This window comes from Mycobacterium basiliense (assembly GCF_900292015.1).
Taxonomy (GTDB): Bacteria; Actinomycetota; Actinomycetes; order Mycobacteriales; family Mycobacteriaceae; genus Mycobacterium; species Mycobacterium basiliense.
This window is the reverse complement of the sequence record NZ_LR130759.1, coordinates 4149179-4164860: the sequence shown is the minus strand read 5'-3', so window position 1 is coordinate 4164860 and position 15682 is coordinate 4149179. Positions and strand designations below refer to the sequence as shown.

The following is a 15682-nucleotide window of genomic DNA, read 5'->3' as shown; positions in this document are numbered from 1 at the left end:
CGAACTTCGCCGTCGCGGTGCGAACCGAGGCTCCCGACACGTCGGCGATGTGGGTCGCACTCGATAGCTGCGACTGCCCACCGGTGGTCCCACCGGGCTCCTGGTCGCCGACGATGCCCTCGGTGAGTCCGTCCGGATCGGCCGAAATGCTGGTGCTATCAAGAGGATCACCAATCCGACACACGCCAATGGCGGGCGGCCGACCCGGTGTGGTGCACCGGGCGGACGCCCGCCATCGGAAGGTGACATCGAATCATGCGGCTAGGTCGTGACGGCCATGAAGTCGCGGCTGGTGGCCCACGCCTGCATGAAGAGCGCCATCGGGATCTGCTCGTCGCGGCCTTCTTCGCTGCCGCTGTCGTTGAGGTGCACCACGCCATTGGCGGTGTCGACACCGGTCACGACCACCGCGTGGTCCGACACCGGGTTGCCGTCGTCGTCCTTGGTCTCGATCGGTTGCCCCCAGATCATTTCGGCGTTGAGGCTGACGATCACCGCACGGCCGCTGGCCAGATTCTGCTCTAGGGCGTCCATCCCGGTGAGTACTCCAGAGGTCGGGGCGTTGTCCAGGTCGGTGAGAACCACCTTGACGCCGTAGTGCTCCAGGAGCGCAGGAATGTCGGCCATGCTGGTGCCCATGCCCGAATTCGGGTTCGTGGTGTCCGCCGGCTTGGTGTAGATCGAGCCGGGGTGCACGACGCTGGGGGTTGATTGGGCCACTTTGATGATGGCCCGCTCGGACGGTTCCTTGCCGGTCACCTGGCCGACCACGTCGGCGCTGGACATCAGGACGCAGTCGTCATACTTCTGTAGGCGCCAGTATTTGGCGGCCGCTACCGGGTCGCCGTACATCGTGCCGGACGCCGCCGCGGCCGGGCTGGCTAGGCCCAGGGCGACCGCGGTGGCGGCCAGGCCGAAGATGGCGGTCTTGATGGCGGTGGAGATCTTGGTGGTCTTCATCGTCTGTCCTTTTCTCAGTTCCGCGGCTGCGGAGCGGGCGTTGAGAAAAGGTTCTGATGTTGGCCTTTTTGTTATCTCTACGAATTCTTGAAGTGACCTGGCGGCCGGCTGACCAGGGATTTGGGCACGCGGTGATCAGCCCGCTCAGCACCAGGGTTCAGTTGCAGGCCCAGGTGTCGATGTAGCCGCCGCCGAGCTTGGTCAAGGCATCTTTCATGGCCTCGCTCAGGGTGGCCCCGATGCCGCCTTGGTACGCCTTGCCGTTGGCGGCGACGGCTCCGCAGTCGGTGAAGCTGGTGAGTACCTTGCAGTCGCTATACCCACACAACTTGACCGCGGTGGCTTCGGCGGCTGCCCGGGTCGGGTAGTGCGAAGCTCGTCCCCACGAACCGTTGCCGGAGTAGGCAATCGCGCCGTAGTCTTCGGCGGCGTCTGCGGCAGGCGCAGCTGCCACGGTCATCGCGATGGCGGCAGCCGCACTGGCGACGGCCACCGCTAACTGCCGCCGACGGGTGATCGTCGTCGTCATGGAGAGTCCTTTCCGAGTGCCGGCGGTCCGGGTTTGTACAGCTGTGCGATGAACCGCGTCTGCGACCAATTGCTAGACCGGTTTGGTAGCCGTGACCTGCTTGCCCCAACCGGACATCGTCAGTGTCACCGAGGTGTTGGTGGTGGGGACGATCTGAATCTGGACGAGGTGAGAGGACCCGTCCGAAGCGATCCAGGCGGTGGTGGGCACCGCGTTAACGTCCTCGGCGGTCAACCTGGTGCCGGCAAGTGTGGCGATGTCGTCGGCAGATGAATTTCCGGTGATCTTGGTGGTGGCGATGCCGTTCACCTGCTCGGTACCGGCTATCTCGGCGTCCTTAAGGTTGGCCAATAGGTTGGCCAAACCCTTGTTGGGATCCAGCAGCACCGACACGTTGTAGATAGAGGCGCCGTCGCCGAAATCGGTGAACTTACCAGGCTGTCCCAGGTCGGAATACAGATGGCCGTCGACGTAGACAAACTTTGCATCTTGTTTGTTCTTGCCCACCAGCATCGTTGCGCTACCGGTAGCGACGGTCTGCGGTGTGTTGGAGATGTCGCCCTCGAGCTTGGTCACACGTAGGTTCGGCACATTGCCCTCTACCTCGAGGTTGACATGCATTCCGGTGACCTTGCGCATGGCATCGGCGGCCTGCTTGAGAATCGTGGCTGCTTCGGCGTTGGGTGCGGTCGCCGTGGTGCCAGATGCCTTGTTGTTGGCGCCGGAACCGCCGTTGCTCGAGCAGGCGCCGACGGCGAGCACGACAGCAAATGCGGCGACGGTCGCGGCGACAACTGTCCGAGGCGGAAGCTTCATCGGGAATCTCCTTATGTTGACCCACAGCTGTCTCCTGCTTAGCAATCCCCGAGCGGCAGAGTCAACAGCCGCAAATCGGGGGCGAAGGGCCGAGCACGCGGTACCGGGGTTACCCGCCGATAGCCCGCGTCTTCCGACAGAGTCGCCAATCCTGTTATCGGGCTTAGCTATACGGTCGAAAACGCGGATGCGGGGATCCCGTGGTCGGGATCCCCGCACGCTCGGTGGGTGCCTAGGTGAGCTGGGTGGCGTACTGCGGGCAGTAGGCCTTGGTCGCGTCGACGACGAAGTAGGCCGCCTGCTTGGTGGTCAGGTTCGTCTGGCTAAGAATCTCCTCGGCGACGTCGGTCCCGCTCTTGCCGCTGGCCAATTCCTGGCAGACCTGGTGGCCTTGCCGAGCGGCCGAAGTGGGCGAGGAGAAGGTGACGCCGACCGCCTTCATCTGGGCGATGAATGCCTCGTCGGCGGTGCCGGCGCTGGCGGTGCCGGAGGTGGCAACTGCAAGGCCGATAGCGCCGGCGCCGAGGGCGGTGATGACGGTTGCGGTGAGGCGGGGTGAGAACGCTGAGAACATTTGTCTGGATCCTTTGCCTGTGGTTTCCCTTGTTGAATTCAGCTTCGGGCCGGCCCCTTGGCGGATTCTCAACGTTTTCTTGGCAAAACTTCTTGGCAAAAGCTCTTGGCCAGAGTCAGCACACAACGAGGATGCGGGGACCCCGGTCCCGGGATCCCCGCACCACCTGGGTTGGTTGGTCAGGTCAGCTGGCTGGCGTATTGCGGGCAGTAGTCCTTGGTTGCGTAGACGACCAGGTAGGCCGCCTGCTTGGAGGTCAGGTTGGTCTGGCTCAGGATTTCGTTGGCGATTTCGGTTCCGGTCTTCCCGGCCGCCAACTCCGTGCAGACCTGGTGGCCGTCCTGGACGCCCGCCTCAGGTGTGGTGAAACTGACGCCGATCGACTCCATCTGCGAGATGAAATCCTGGTCGGACGTACTGGCGGCGGCGGAGCCGGCGGTGGCGACGGCAAGCCCGACCGCGGCGGCGCCGAGTGCGGTGGTGATGGTTGCGCGGATGCGTGCTGAGAGCATTGCTGAGGTCCTTTGCTGGGTGATAGTGCAGGCTGACTGGCCCCAGCATCGGATCGGCCCCTTGCGGGATTCTCCATAACTTCTTGATAACTATGCGGCGCCCGTTCAGGCCCGAGTCATCGCGTAGTAGGCACCCCGGCGGGACAGCAGTTCGGCGTGATCGCCCTGCTCGACGATCTTGCCGGCTTGCACAACCAGAATGCGGTCGGCATCGCGAATCGTCGAAAGGCGGTGGGCAATAATGAAACTCGTGCGGTCCCGCCGCAGTTCGTGCGTCGCCCGGGCAATGAGTAGCTCGGTGCGGGTGTCCACCGAGCTGGTGGCCTCGTCCAGGATCAACAGGTGGGGGCGGGCCAAAAATGCGCGGGCGATGGTGATCAGCTGCTTCTCGCCGGCGCTGATATTGCTGCCGTCTCCGCTGATTCGGGTTTCATAGCCGGCCGGCAGCATGTGGACAAACCGGTCCACATAGGCGGCTTTGGCGGCGTCGACTATTTCGTCGTCGCTGGCCTCCGGTCGCCCGTAGGCGATGTTCTCGGCGATCGTGCCGTCGAATAGCCAGGTGTCCTGCAGCACCATGCCGATGCGTGAGCGCAGCGCGTGACGACTCACCGAGGCGATATCGACTCCGTCAACCACGATTCGGCCGGAATCGACTTCGTAGAACCGCATCAGCAAGTTGACCAGCGTGGTCTTGCCCGCTCCGGTCGGTCCTACGATCGCTACCGTGCTGCCCGGTTCGGCTACCAGTGAAAGGTCGTGGATCACCGGGGGGCCCGGGTGATAGGCAAAGGTCACGTGCTGGAACTCGACGCGGCCGGACAACCGCGGGCCAAGGCCGGTCGGCGGCGCCGGCACCGGCGCGAGATCGGGCGACTCTTCGGCCTCGTCGAGCAGGTCGAACACCCGCTCGGCGCTGGCCACTCCGGACTGTAGTGCGTTGTACATCGCCGCCACCTGGCCCACTGGCGTGTTGAATTGCCGGACGTACTGGATGAATGCCTGGATGCTGCCCAGAGTGATCTGGCCGGTGGCCACCTGGAGGCCGCCCAGCACGGCCACCGCGACGTAGCTGAGGTTGCCGATGAACGTCGTCGCCGGTTGCACCAAGCCCGAGAGCAGTTGAGCACCGAAACTGGCCTGGTAGACGTCGTCGTTGAGCTGGTGGAACTGTGCGCGCGCCGCGGCCTGGTGACCGAAGGTCTTGACCACTGTAAACCCGCTGTAGGTCTCCTCGATGTGGGCGTTGAGACGCCCGGTGCTGGTCCAGTGGGCGACGAACAATCGTTGGGAGCGACGCGTGATCGCACGGGTCACCAGCAGCGACAGCGGCACCGTCAGCAGCGTGATCAATGCCAGCAACGGTGAGATCCACACCATCATCGAAAGCACCGCCACGACGGTCAAAATCGAGGTCACCAGCTGGCTGATCGTCATCGATAGCGACGATTGGACGTTGTCGATGTCGTTGGTGACCCGGCTCAGCAACTCACCGCGCTGTCGTCCGTCGAAAAAGGACAGCGGTAGTCGGTGCAACTTGTTTTCGACATCGGAACGCAACGTGGTCACCGTGCGCTGCACGGTGATATTGAGCAGTCGTGCTTGCCCCCAAAGCAAGAGCGACGCTACGAGATACAGCGCCAGCGCCAGCGCCAGCGTGCGTGCCACAGCGCCGAAGTCCACACCTTGGCCGGGCACCACTTTCGTTCCGGACAGCAAGTCGGCGAACGTGTTGTCACCGCGGGCCCGGGCCGCCGCGATTGCCTGTGCTTTGGTGATTCCGGCCGGCAGCCCTCGCCCGATGACGCCGTTGAACAGCAGATCGGTGGCGTGGCCGAGGATCCGTGGGACGGCCACGCCGACCGCCGTGCCGGTGAGGCCCAGCGCGACCACCGCCAGACTCAGCCGGCGTTGCGGCGCCAGCCGCTTGATCAATCGGGCCGCCGAACCCCAGAAGTCGCGCGATCGCATGTTCGGGCCCGGCGCCTTCCCGCGTGCCCGTTGGTTCATCGCCATCGTCACGGAGCGCCTCCGACGTTGACGGTCACCGACTGCGAGGTGGCGAACTCGGCATAGGTGGGACAGTCGGCCAGCAGCGATTCGTGGGTGCCCGCGCCGACCAGCTTCCCGTTGTCGACGACGATCACCTGGTCGGCCTGCGATGCAGTCGAAACACGTTGTGTAACAACAATAACTGTGGCTTCCCGAGCTACCTGTCGCAATGCTGCGCGCACCCGCGCGTCAGTATGTACGTCGAGGGCGGAAAACGCGTCGTCGAACAGGTAGATCGCGGGGCGGCGGATCACCGCCCGGGCGATCGCCAGTCGCTGACGTTGCCCACCGGAGAAGTTGATCCCGCCCTGGCCGACTCGCATGTTCAGCCCCTGAGCCCGGACGAAATCGTCGGCCGCGGCGACGCGTAGCGCCTCCCACATCTCTTTTTCGGTCGCGTCGGCTTTCCCGTAGCGCAGGTTGTCCGCGACCGTCCCGGAGAACAGGTAGCCACGCTGCGGCACCAGGCCAACCGCGCCCCACAGTTGTTCGGTGTGGTAATCGCGGACGTCGATACCGTCGATGAAGACAGCACCGCCGCTGACGTCGCGTAGCCGGCAGATCAGCGATATCAAGGTCGACTTACCCGAACCGGTGCTGCCAACGATCGCCGTGCTGGCGCCGGGCGGCGCGGTAAACGAGATGTCTTGTAGCACTGGGCAATCAGCGCCAGGATAGGTGAATGTCACGCCGTCCAAGCGGACCGCGCCGACCACGCCGGCCGGCGGTAATTCGGGGTGTTGCGGGTTGCTCAACGCGGTGGGGGTGGTGAGCACTTCGGTGATCCGCTCGGCGCACACGGATGCTCGCGGCAGCACCACCAGCGTCATGGTTGCCATCAGCACCGCCATCAAGATCTGCGCGAAGTACGACAGGAAAGCGCTTAGCGAGCCAACCTGCATCTGCCCCCGGTCGATGCGCAGGCCCCCGAACCAGATCACCGCCACACTGGACACGTTGATGGTCAGAGTGGTTACCGGCAGCATCATTGCCTGCCAGTTTCCCGCGTTGCGGGCGGTAGTCGACAGCGCGGCGTTCGCGCGAGCGAATCTGTGTTGCTCAAAGTCTTCCCGGGTGAACGCACGAACCACTCGGACGCCGGACAGCTGGTCGCGCATCACCCGGTTGATGTTGTCGATCAGGCCTTGCATGCTGCGAAACAGCGGCAGCATGTGGGTCATGATCCAGTAGTTGGTGATCGCCAGGATCGGGACGCTGACTAGCAGCAGCCACGTCAGCGCGGCCTCCTGGTGGATCGCCATGACGATGCCGCCGAAGCACATGATCGGTGCGATGACCAACACGGTGGCGGTGGTCTGCACCAGAAACACGATCTGGCGGACGTCGTTGGTGCTGCGGGTCAACAACGTCGACGCGCCAAATTGCGCGGTTTCTCGCTCGGAGAAGGTGAGGACGTGTTCGAACACGGCGCGACGTAGGTCGCGGCCGAAGCCGGTCCCGGTCCGCGCGCCGAAGTAGAGCGCCCCCACCGCGCACAGCACCTGCAATCCGGTGACCCCTAGCATCACCAGGCCCAGTATGAGAATGGTGTGGGTGTCGCCTCGGGCTATGCCGTCGTCGATGATCGCGGCGTTGACCGTCGGCAGGTACAGCGAAGCCAGGGTGCTGATGAGTTGCAGCACCATCAAGGCGGCGACCAGCCGACGGTACGGGCGGATGTACTGGCGCAGCAGGGCCAGGAGCATTGGGTAACTGTCGCACACCGTCGCTGCTCAGCGCCGCCGCCGGGCCCACCGGTTTAGCCGAAAGCCCTGATCAGGTGGCGTGTCGGTGGTTGACCCGCGGGGTGGCCGCTACAGTGCATGCTGTGACCAGCAGTAGGAGAGGTAAGCGGTGCGGCGCAATTTGACGACGCTGGCTCTGACGGCAGCGGCCTTGGTGGCTTTGAGTCCTGTGGTGGCGGGGTGCTCTGATTCCGGTGATAGCACACCGGGTGCGACGGTCCCGTCGACACCGGGCAACTCTGAGGGGCGCCATGGACCCTTCTTCCCGCAGTGCGGCGGCGTCAGTGACCAAACGGTGGCCCAACTGACCCAGATCAGCGGCCTGATCAACACCGCCAAGAACTCGGTGGGCTGCCAGTGGCTGGCCGGTGGCGGCATCATGGGACCGCACTTCTCGTTCTCCTGGTACCGCGGTAGTCCGATCGGTCGGGAACGCAAAACCGAGGAACTGTCGCGCGCGAGCGTCGAAGACATCAATATCGATGGCCACAGCGGGTTTATCGCTATCGGCAACGAGCCCAGTCTTGGTGACTCGTTGTGTGAAGTCGGGATCCAGTTCCAGGACGATTTCATCGAGTGGTCGGTGAGCTTCAGTCAGAAGCCGTTCCCGCCGCCATGCGACATCGCCCGAGAACTGACCCGTCAGTCGATTGCGAACTCGAAATGAGGGGGCTGACGCGCGGCGTCGCGGTACTGCTGGCCGTGCTGGCGTTGTTGACGGGTTGCTCAAGGTCGGTTGGTGGCACCGCCATTAAGGCCGGAGCGGGTGGTGTCCCGCGCAACGATAACTCCGAGCGGCAGTACCCGAATCTCCTCAAGGAGTGTGAGGTCCTGACCACCGATATCCTGGCGAAGACGGTGGGTGCCGATCCGTTGGATATTCAGAGTACGTTCGTCGGCGCGATCTGCCGGTGGCAGGCGGCCAACCCGGCCGGTCTGGTTGATATCACCCGGTTCTGGTTCGAGCAGGGCAGCCTGAGCAACGAACGCAAGGTCGCTGAGGGCTTGAAATACCAGATCGAGAACCGCACGATTCAGGGCATCGACTCGATCGTGATGCGGCCTAATGATCCCAACGGCGCATGCGGTGTCGCCAGCGATGCGGCGGGAGTGGTCGGCTGGTGGGTCAACCCGCAAGCGCCCGGCATCGATGCCTGCGGGCAGGCGATCAAGCTGATGGAGCTGACGCTGGCGACCAACGCCTAGGCTGAGCTGTCGCGACTACCGCGGCACATGGAAGGCAACTAGCGCCGCTCCGCCGGGTTCAAGGTCTGCCCAGCGGCCAGGGACGCGCAGCACTGCGACCCCTGATGTCGGGAACTTCTCTGAAATGCGTTGCACGGCTGTAGCTTCGGTGCCGTTGGCACCGGCCAGGATGAGGGCCACGGACGACGTCGTCGGTTCATGCCCGACGACTAGGAGGGTATTGACGTCGTCGGCCACCCGGTTGATCTCTTCGATCACGGTGCCGGGACCGGCGCCGTAAAGTCGCTGGGTATAGCGCACTGGCGCGGCTATGCCGGTGCGCGTCAAGGTCTCCCGAGTACGCGTCGCGGTCGAACACAGCACGCTGTCGATTGTGGGCACGTTGGCGCGTAGCCAGTCACCGGCCAGCCCGGCCTCCCGGATCCCTCGTGGTGCCAGCGGCCGCTCGTGATCGGCCACGTCGTCGGGGTATGCCGATTTCGCGTGCCGCATCAGCACAAGGGTGAGGTGCTGCTCATTCATTGGCCCCACGTTAGTGAGGGGCGATCGAGCGGCTACACGAGGTGGCAACGGGTGCCAACGGGTGGCAACGGGTGCCAACGGGTGGCAACGGGTGGCGACGCCCACCGGCCCGTTGCCGGTTGCCAGCACCACGATGAACCGCGCCGGGCGGAGCGTTTGTCAGTCTCAGTGTCGCGCACATGCCTGTCGGGCCGCCGCTGGTCTGCTCGTGGCCGTCGAATTGCCGGTCGGTGCGACGGCAGACGACTCGTCGAAGTATCACTCCCGGTGAGTAATCGATGACGCGGCTATCAAAAATGAGGTAGTCGACTACTCGAGTCCGCACCGGAGTCCCGGTGCCAGGCTGGCATGCGGGGTACTTCGCTACTCCACCACGGAGGCTTCCACCACAAAGGAACCACACCATGTCGGCACTACGGCCCCTAGCGGCGATGGCCTCGAGTGAACGCGCCTACCAGTGCGCGACTCCGGTGAGTGCCGGCACAGTGAGCGGACGAACATGTCGTATGTGATCGCGGCGCCGGAGATGATAGATACGGCAGCAACGGATTTAACGGGTATCGAATCGACGCTCAGCGCAGCTAACGCGGCCGCATCCGGGTGGACAACGGAGGTACTGGCGGCGGGCGCCGATCAGGTGTCGGCGGCCATCTCCGCGCTGTTTTCCAATTACGGCCAGGTGTATCAGGCGCTGAGCGCGCAGGCGGCGACGTTTCACGACCGGTTTGTGCGGGCTTGGCCGCGGGCGCCGGGTGTTATGCCAGTGCGGAGGCCGCTGCCGCCACGCCCCTGCAGGACCCGCTCGATGCCATCCACGCTCGAGCTCGCCACCGGGCCCTCGCCGCGCTTGCTAGCGGCCGGGCGAAACGCGAAGGAGGTCAGCCATGGTGAGTTTTCCGATGTTGCCACCGGAGATCAATTCTTTGCTGATGTTCGCCGGCGCAGGTTCCGCGCCGATGTTGGCGGCCGCGGCGGCTTGGGACGGGCTGGCGGACGAATTGGGGATCGCGGCGGATTCCTTTGCAGCGGTGGCCTCGGGGCTGGTTGATCAGGCCTGGCACGGGCCGGCGTCGGAAGCGATGGCGGCGGCGGCCGCGCCATACGTGGGGTGGTTGGACGCGGCGTGCGTGCACGCCGCCCGAGCAGCGGCGCAGGCCCAGGCGGTGACCGGAGCGTTCGAGGCCGCGCGGGCGGCCACGGTGCAGCCGGTGTTGGTTGAGCTCAACCGCAATTCTTTGGTGCAGCTGGCGATGTCGAATTGGTTCGGGTTCAACGCGCCGGCGATTTTCCACCTGGAAAGCGTGTACGAGCGAATGTGGGCGCAAGATGTAGCCGCGATGTTGGGCTATCACGCCGAGGCGTCCGCGGCCGCCGCGCAGCTCTCGCCCGCGGCAAGTGTGCAGGAGTTGTTCGCGAACCTGGGCCTGGGCAACACGGGCACCGGCAACGTGGGCAACGGCAACACCGGCTTCAGCAACCTCGGCAACGGAAATATCGGCAACCGAAACGTCGGCGGCGGCACTATCGGCAACGACAACATCGGCAGTGGAAACACCGGCAGAGCAAACATCGGCTCGGGTAACGCGGGCACCGGCAATGTCGGCTTCGGCAACCGCGGGAGCACCAATGAACCGAGCAACCACAACGTGGGGTTGGGCAACAACGGCAACGACAACATCGGTATCGGAAACTCCGGCAACGGAAACACAGGTGGCGGCAACAGCGGCAATTTCAACACCGGCGGCGGAAACAGCGGCAACAACAACTTCGGCTTCGGCAACACCGGCAACAACAACGTCGGGTTCGGGCTCACCGGTGACAACCAGGTAGGCATCAACCTGGCCGGGCTGATGAACTCGGGCAGCAACAACATCGGTATCGGAAACTCCGGCAGCAACAACATCGGCTTCTTCAACTCGGGCACCGGGAACATCGGCATCTTCAACACGGGCAGCGACTCGGGACTGCTGCCCGGCTACTACAACAACTTTGGTTTCGGCAACTCGGGCGCCGGCAACTTCGGCCTAGGAAATTCGGGCGTCCTCAACACCGGTATCGGGAACTCGAGCGTATTAAACACCGGCTTCGGCAACACCGGCTACTACAACACCGGCGCTGGGAACGCCGGAGTCGGTAACACCGGCTGGTGGAACGCTGGCGACTACAACACGGGCAACGGGAATTCGGGCGCCACGAACACCGGCTTGTGGAATTCGGGCAGCGTGAACACCGCCATCGGATCCACCATCGACACCGGCCTCACCGGCTCGGGCTTCTACAACACGGGCACGACCGTGTCGGGCATTGGAAACACCGGCGATGAAATGTCGGGCGTGTTCAACACGGCGAGGGGCAGCAACAGTTTGAACCACGCCATCTCGGGCATCTCCAACCTAGCCACCGGCGCCGGTGTTAACGGCCGAATGTCGGGGTTCTTCAATACCGCCGTCACGGGACCTATCCTGGGGGAGCCCACCGGCCAATACAGCGGCTACAACTCAGGCTTGCTCAACATAGGCACCGGGATAGCGGGTCTTTTCAACCTGGGCCGCCTATAGGGTCTCCCCCCGCCGAACAAGGGCATGGTTGTCTGGTTGCGGTCCGCCCAAATCCCTGTTCGTCGGGCTGTTAGTCGGTTTGAGTGGCCCGTGCTGGTCACGGGTGGCCAAGGCGCCACCCGCGCAGCAGCGGTTGAGCAGCCCGGCCGCCACGGTGTGGTCTACGCCGCGAGTCACCGGTCCGCGCGATCCTCTGGGGGGCCGGGCAACGCTGCCACCGACAGCACGATTGCGCGACAGCGCTGGAAACCAGAGTGACGCAAGTGATTAGCACGTCCCATTCGAGGCGGCCCGGGCGGCCCGGGCTCAACCTGCCGGGCAAGGTCCCGCGTCTTGTCGGCGGCCAGCTCTACACTCGCGGTGTCCTGACAGACCAGCGATTTTAGGGAGGAGCAAGCCAGGATGCGATTCCTGCACACCGCCGACTGGCAACTGGGCATGACCCGACACTTTCTTGCCGGCGATGCCCAACCACGCTATTCGGCTGCCCGTCGGGACGCGGTGGCAGGCCTCAACGCGCTGGCCAAGGAGGTGGGCGCCGAATTCGTCGTTGTGGCCGGCGATGTCTTCGAACATAACCAACTCGCTCCGCAGGTGATCGGTCAATCGTTGGAAGCCATGCGCGCCATCGGCATTCCGGTGTTCCTGCTACCCGGCAACCACGACCCGTTGGACGCATCATCGGTGTACACCAGCGCGCTGTTCACCGCCGAATGCCCAGACAACGTCGTGGTGCTCGATCGGGCCGGCGTCCGCGAGGTCCGGCCGGGCCTGCAGATCGTCGCCGCGCCGTGGCGGTCCAAGGCACCGACCAGCGACCTGGTGTGTGAGGTCTTGGAGCCGCTATCCCAGGCAGATGTCACGAGGGTGCTTGTCGCTCACGGCGGTGTCGACGTCTTGGATCCCGACCGTGACAAACCTTCCGTGATCCGGCTGACGGAACTCGATCACGCAGTGAACAGCGGCGTGATTCACTATGTGGCCCTTGGTGATAAGCATTCACTCACCCAGGTTGGCAACAGCGGTCGGGTGTGGTACTCGGGCTCGCCGGAAGTGACCAACTTCGATGACGTGGAACAAGACCCGGGTCATGTGCTGGTGGTCGATATCGATGAGAGCGATCCGCGACGTCCGGTGACCGTTGAGGCTCGCCGCGTCGGTCGTTGGCGGTTCGTCACATTGCACAATCACGTCGATACCAGCCGGGACATCGCGGACCTGGACATGAATTTGGACCTAATGTCCGACAAGGAGCGCACCGTGGTCCGGTTGGCGCTGACCGGCTCGTTGACGGTCACCGACCGCGCCACGTTGGATGCGTGCCTGGACAGATACGCGCGGTTGTTTGCCTGGCTGGGCCTGTGGGAGCGGCATACGGACTTGGCGGTGATACCCGCAGACGGCGAATTTTCCAACCTCGGCATCGGTGGGTTCGCCGCTGCGGCGGTCGACGAGCTGGTAGCGACGGCGCGCGCGGGCCGAGACGGGTCGGCTGTCGACGCCCAAGCGGCCCTGGCGCTCTTACTGCGCCTGACCGATCGCGGTGCCGCATGAAGCTGCACCGGCTGGTTCTGACGAATTATCGCGGTATTGCTCACCGGGAGATCGAATTTCCCGAGCGCGGTGTGGTGGTGGTGTGCGGCGCAAACGAGATCGGCAAGTCATCGATGATCGAGGCCCTGGACCTGTTGTTGGAATCCAAAGATCGTTCGACCAAGAAGGAAGTCAAGCAGGTCAAGCCGACCAATTCCGACGTCGGCTCCGAGGTCACCGCCGAAATCAGTACCGGCCCCTACCGTTTCGTATACCGCAAGCGCTTTCACAAGAAGTGCGAGACGGAACTGACCATTTTGGTGCCGCGTCGCGAGCAGCTGACCGGGGACGAGGCGCACGAGCGGGTCCGGGTAATGCTGGCCGAGACGGTGGACACCGAGCTGTGGCGGGCCCAGCGGGTGTTGCAGGCGGCATCGACCGCCACGGTGGATCTATCCGGTTGTGATGCGTTGTCGCGCGCACTCGATCTGGCCGCCGAGCATTCCGGCACAGACGCGGGGCTCTCCGGCAGCGAACCGATGCTCATCGAACGGATCGATGCCGAGTATGCGCGCTACTTCACCGCGACGGGGCGACCCACGGGGGAGTGGGCGGCCGCGATCTCGCGCCTGGCCGACGCCGACGCCGCGGTCGCAGAATGTGTGTCCGCAGTGGCCGAAGTCGACGATCGGGTCTGTCGCCACGCTGAGCTGACCCAGCAGGTCGCCGAGTTGTCGCGGCAACGGCTCGCCGCCGGTCCACGGCTGGCCGCTGTGCAGGCCGCCGCCGAGCGGATCACCGCGCTTACCAGCCAAGCGCATGAGGCCAGATTGATTGCTGCCGCAGCGGAGGCGACCAGTACCGCGTCGACCGCCAGGCGGGCGGGTCGGCTGGCCCTGCTCACCGAAATCGATACTCGTGCAGCAACTGTCGCTGCCCTGCAGGTTGAGGCGCAGCATGCCTCCGACCAACAGACGGCGGCATGCGCACATGCCGAGGCATGTGACGCCGCGGTTGAGGATGCCACCGGGGCGCTGAGAAATGCGCATTGCCGGGTCGAGACCGCACGCCGCGCGCTCGACCAAATCGCGGCCCGCGAGGAGGCCCAACGGTTGACAGTGCGGCTGACCAAGATCGAGGACGTCGAGCGCGACCGCGACCTGGTATGCGCAGAGTTATCCGCGATGCTCCTCACCGAACAGTTGATGCATCGAATAGAAACCGCTGCGGCAACCCGGGATCGAGCCGACGCGCAACTGGCCCTGATATCCGCGTCGGTGGAATTCACCGCGACTGACGATATCGAGATTATTGTGCGGAACCAACGGATATCGCTGCGAGCGGGCGAAAGCTGGTCGATGACGGCCGACGGTCCCGCCGAGGTGGAGGTGCCCGGTGTCCTCACGGCCCGGATCACCCAGGGGGCAACCGCAGTTGACATCCAAACTGAGCACGTTGCCGCACAACAGGAACTAACGGCCTTGCTATCGGCTGCGGGTGTCGGCGGACTCGGGCAAGCGCGCTCGGTCGACCAGCGACGCCGTGAGCTACAAAGCAGGCGTGACCAGCTAACGGCCACCCTGGTCGGGCTGTGCGGCGAAGAGCGGGTCGACCAGTTGCGGGCACGGTTGGCGCAGTTGGATGCTGGTCGACCGCTCGAGCCCGACCTCTGGGCGACGGACGCCACCGCCACTCGCGCCGAACTCGAAGCTGCCGAGCAGGCCCGGGCGACCGCCGAGGCGGAGTGCGAAGCTCGACGGCGGATCGCGGTCGCCGCCGGTCAGCGGCTCGCCGAAAGCTCGACGCGGGCAACGGTATTGCAGCACAAGCTGGCAGCCGAGCGCGCCCAACTCGATGCCGCTATCGCTCGGCTGGCCGGGGAGCGGCTGGCGGTTGGTGACGAAGAGCTCGCGTCAACAGCCGACGCGGATCTGCGGGCACTGCAAACCGCCGAACGGCGGGTGGCCGAGCTGTCCGAAGCGCTCGCCGCCACGGCACCCGAAACGGTGGACGCCGAGCTGCAAGAAGCCACCGCGTTGGTGGAGTCGCTGGGTGACCGCCACGACGATGCCGTAAGCGCACTGCGTGCGGTCGGCATTGAACTATCGATATTCGGCAGCGAGGGCCGGCGCGGCAAACTCGACGCGGCCGAGACCGAGCGTGAGCATGCCGCCAGTCAGCATGCTCGCGTCGGTCGCCGCGCACGGGCAGTGCAGTTACTGCGATCGGTCATGACGCGCCATCGCGACACCACTCGGTTGCGCTACGTCGAGCCGTACCGTACGGAGCTGCAACGACTCGGCCGCCCGGTGTTCGGGTCTACATTCGAGGTCGAGATCGACAGCGATTTGCGGATCCGTAGTCGCACGTTGGACGAGGTCACCGTGCCGTATGAATCGTTGTCTGGCGGGGCCAAGGAGCAGCTCGGCATCCTTGCTCGGTTCGCCGGTGCGGCACTGGTAGCCAAGGAGGACACCGTTCCCGTGGTGATCGATGACGCGCTGGGATTCACCGATCCAGACCGGTTGGCCCGGATAGGGGAAGTGTTTGACAGCGTGGGTGGTCACGGACAAGTGATTGTGCTCACCTGCAGCCCCGACCGCTACGACAGCGTCAAGGGCGCGCACCGTGTCGATCTCAACGTTTGATGATCGGCGGCTGCCCGGCGACATACA

14 protein-coding genes are annotated in these 15682 nt (G+C 64.6%); 6 read left to right on the top strand and 8 right to left on the bottom strand.

What is annotated here, in order from left to right:
- Positions 1 to 261: 261 nt before the first annotated feature.
- The 7 genes from MB901379_RS17530 to MB901379_RS17500 form a co-directional block, all read right to left on the bottom strand.
- Positions 262 to 960, bottom strand: a complete 699-nt coding sequence (locus MB901379_RS17530) for a C39 family peptidase (RefSeq protein ID WP_158017778.1) — start codon at positions 958 to 960, stop codon at positions 262 to 264.
- 157 nt (positions 961 to 1117) lie between these two features.
- Positions 1118 to 1489 (bottom strand): DUF4189 domain-containing protein, encoded by a 372-nt coding sequence (locus tag MB901379_RS17525; protein ID WP_158017777.1) that lies wholly within the window; start codon positions 1487 to 1489, stop codon positions 1118 to 1120.
- A 72-nt stretch (positions 1490 to 1561) separates the two neighbouring features.
- Entirely contained in the window at positions 1562 to 2305 is a 744-nt protein-coding gene (locus MB901379_RS17520; protein WP_158017776.1) for an LppX_LprAFG lipoprotein, read from the bottom strand.
- A 232-nt stretch (positions 2306 to 2537) separates the two neighbouring features.
- Entirely contained in the window at positions 2538 to 2879 is a 342-nt protein-coding gene (locus MB901379_RS17515) for a DUF732 domain-containing protein (RefSeq protein WP_158017775.1), read from the bottom strand.
- A 179-nt stretch (positions 2880 to 3058) separates the two neighbouring features.
- Complete coding sequence (locus MB901379_RS17510) at positions 3059 to 3391, bottom strand: DUF732 domain-containing protein (protein ID WP_158017774.1); 333 nt, start codon at positions 3389 to 3391, stop codon at positions 3059 to 3061.
- Positions 3392 to 3496: 105 nt separating this feature from the next.
- Positions 3497 to 5407: an ABC transporter ATP-binding protein gene (locus MB901379_RS17505; protein ID WP_158019272.1), complete on the bottom strand. Its 1911-nt coding sequence runs from the start codon at positions 5405 to 5407 to the stop codon at positions 3497 to 3499.
- A 2-nt stretch (positions 5408 to 5409) separates the two neighbouring features.
- On the bottom strand, positions 5410 to 7149 hold the full coding sequence (locus MB901379_RS17500) for an ABC transporter ATP-binding protein (RefSeq protein ID WP_158017773.1): 1740 nt from the start codon (positions 7147 to 7149) through the stop codon (positions 5410 to 5412).
- 148 nt (positions 7150 to 7297) lie between these two features.
- Here MB901379_RS17500 and MB901379_RS17495 point away from each other — a divergent pair, with 148 nt between their 5' ends.
- Positions 7298 to 7855: a DUF3558 domain-containing protein gene (locus MB901379_RS17495; RefSeq protein ID WP_158017772.1), complete on the top strand. Its 558-nt coding sequence runs from the start codon at positions 7298 to 7300 to the stop codon at positions 7853 to 7855.
- Positions 7852 to 8394 carry a DUF3558 domain-containing protein gene (locus tag MB901379_RS17490; RefSeq protein WP_158017771.1) on the top strand — a complete coding sequence of 181 codons (543 nt, stop codon included), beginning with the start codon at positions 7852 to 7854 and terminating at the stop codon, positions 8392 to 8394. The genes MB901379_RS17495 and MB901379_RS17490 overlap by 4 nt, the downstream gene beginning before the upstream one ends.
- Positions 8395 to 8409: 15 nt before the next feature.
- On the opposite strand, the gene MB901379_RS17485 is transcribed toward MB901379_RS17490, so the two are convergent.
- Positions 8410 to 8916 carry a SixA phosphatase family protein gene (locus MB901379_RS17485; protein WP_197717821.1) on the bottom strand — a complete coding sequence of 169 codons (507 nt, stop codon included), beginning with the start codon at positions 8914 to 8916 and terminating at the stop codon, positions 8410 to 8412.
- A 499-nt stretch (positions 8917 to 9415) separates the two neighbouring features.
- Between MB901379_RS17485 and MB901379_RS25350 the strand changes: the two genes are divergently transcribed.
- From MB901379_RS25350 to MB901379_RS17465, 4 genes are all read left to right on the top strand, one after another.
- Positions 9416 to 9964 carry a PE family protein gene (locus tag MB901379_RS25350; RefSeq protein WP_408632300.1) on the top strand — a complete coding sequence of 183 codons (549 nt, stop codon included), beginning with the start codon at positions 9416 to 9418 and terminating at the stop codon, positions 9962 to 9964.
- On the top strand, positions 9846 to 11474 hold the full coding sequence (locus tag MB901379_RS17475) for a PPE family protein (protein WP_408632389.1): 1629 nt from the start codon (positions 9846 to 9848) through the stop codon (positions 11472 to 11474). The genes MB901379_RS25350 and MB901379_RS17475 overlap by 119 nt, the downstream gene beginning before the upstream one ends.
- Positions 11475 to 11876: 402 nt before the next feature.
- The gene (locus tag MB901379_RS17470; RefSeq protein WP_158017769.1) at positions 11877 to 13028 is read left to right on the top strand and encodes a metallophosphoesterase family protein; all 1152 of its coding nucleotides are present in this window, start codon (positions 11877 to 11879) and stop codon (positions 13026 to 13028) included.
- Complete coding sequence (locus tag MB901379_RS17465; RefSeq protein WP_158017768.1) at positions 13025 to 15655, top strand: AAA family ATPase; 2631 nt, start codon at positions 13025 to 13027, stop codon at positions 15653 to 15655. The genes MB901379_RS17470 and MB901379_RS17465 overlap by 4 nt, the downstream gene beginning before the upstream one ends.
- Positions 15656 to 15682 lie beyond the last annotated feature (27 nt).

What these genes read in the sequence shown, in the direction of transcription:
- MB901379_RS17530 (WP_158017778.1), bottom strand. Translation starts at nt 960, where the DNA reads ATGAAGACCACCAAGATCTCCACCGCCATCAAGACCGCCATCTTCGGC.
- MB901379_RS17525 (WP_158017777.1), bottom strand. Translation starts at nt 1,489, where the DNA reads ATGACGACGACGATCACCCGTCGGCGGCAGTTAGCGGTGGCCGTCGCC.
- MB901379_RS17520 (WP_158017776.1), bottom strand. Translation starts at nt 2,305, where the DNA reads ATGAAGCTTCCGCCTCGGACAGTTGTCGCCGCGACCGTCGCCGCATTT.
- MB901379_RS17515 (WP_158017775.1), bottom strand. Translation starts at nt 2,879, where the DNA reads ATGTTCTCAGCGTTCTCACCCCGCCTCACCGCAACCGTCATCACCGCC.
- MB901379_RS17510 (WP_158017774.1), bottom strand. Translation starts at nt 3,391, where the DNA reads ATGCTCTCAGCACGCATCCGCGCAACCATCACCACCGCACTCGGCGCC.
- MB901379_RS17505 (WP_158019272.1), bottom strand. Translation starts at nt 5,407, where the DNA reads ATGGCGATGAACCAACGGGCACGCGGGAAGGCGCCGGGCCCGAACATG.
- MB901379_RS17500 (WP_158017773.1), bottom strand. Translation starts at nt 7,149, where the DNA reads ATGCTCCTGGCCCTGCTGCGCCAGTACATCCGCCCGTACCGTCGGCTG.
- MB901379_RS17490 (WP_158017771.1), top strand. Translation starts at nt 7,852, where the DNA reads ATGAGGGGGCTGACGCGCGGCGTCGCGGTACTGCTGGCCGTGCTGGCG.
- MB901379_RS17485 (WP_197717821.1), bottom strand. Translation starts at nt 8,916, where the DNA reads ATGAATGAGCAGCACCTCACCCTTGTGCTGATGCGGCACGCGAAATCG.
- MB901379_RS25350 (WP_408632300.1), top strand. Translation starts at nt 9,416, where the DNA reads ATGTCGTATGTGATCGCGGCGCCGGAGATGATAGATACGGCAGCAACG.
- MB901379_RS17475 (WP_408632389.1), top strand. Translation starts at nt 9,846, where the DNA reads ATGTTCGCCGGCGCAGGTTCCGCGCCGATGTTGGCGGCCGCGGCGGCT.
- MB901379_RS17470 (WP_158017769.1), top strand. Translation starts at nt 11,877, where the DNA reads ATGCGATTCCTGCACACCGCCGACTGGCAACTGGGCATGACCCGACAC.
- MB901379_RS17465 (WP_158017768.1), top strand. Translation starts at nt 13,025, where the DNA reads ATGAAGCTGCACCGGCTGGTTCTGACGAATTATCGCGGTATTGCTCAC.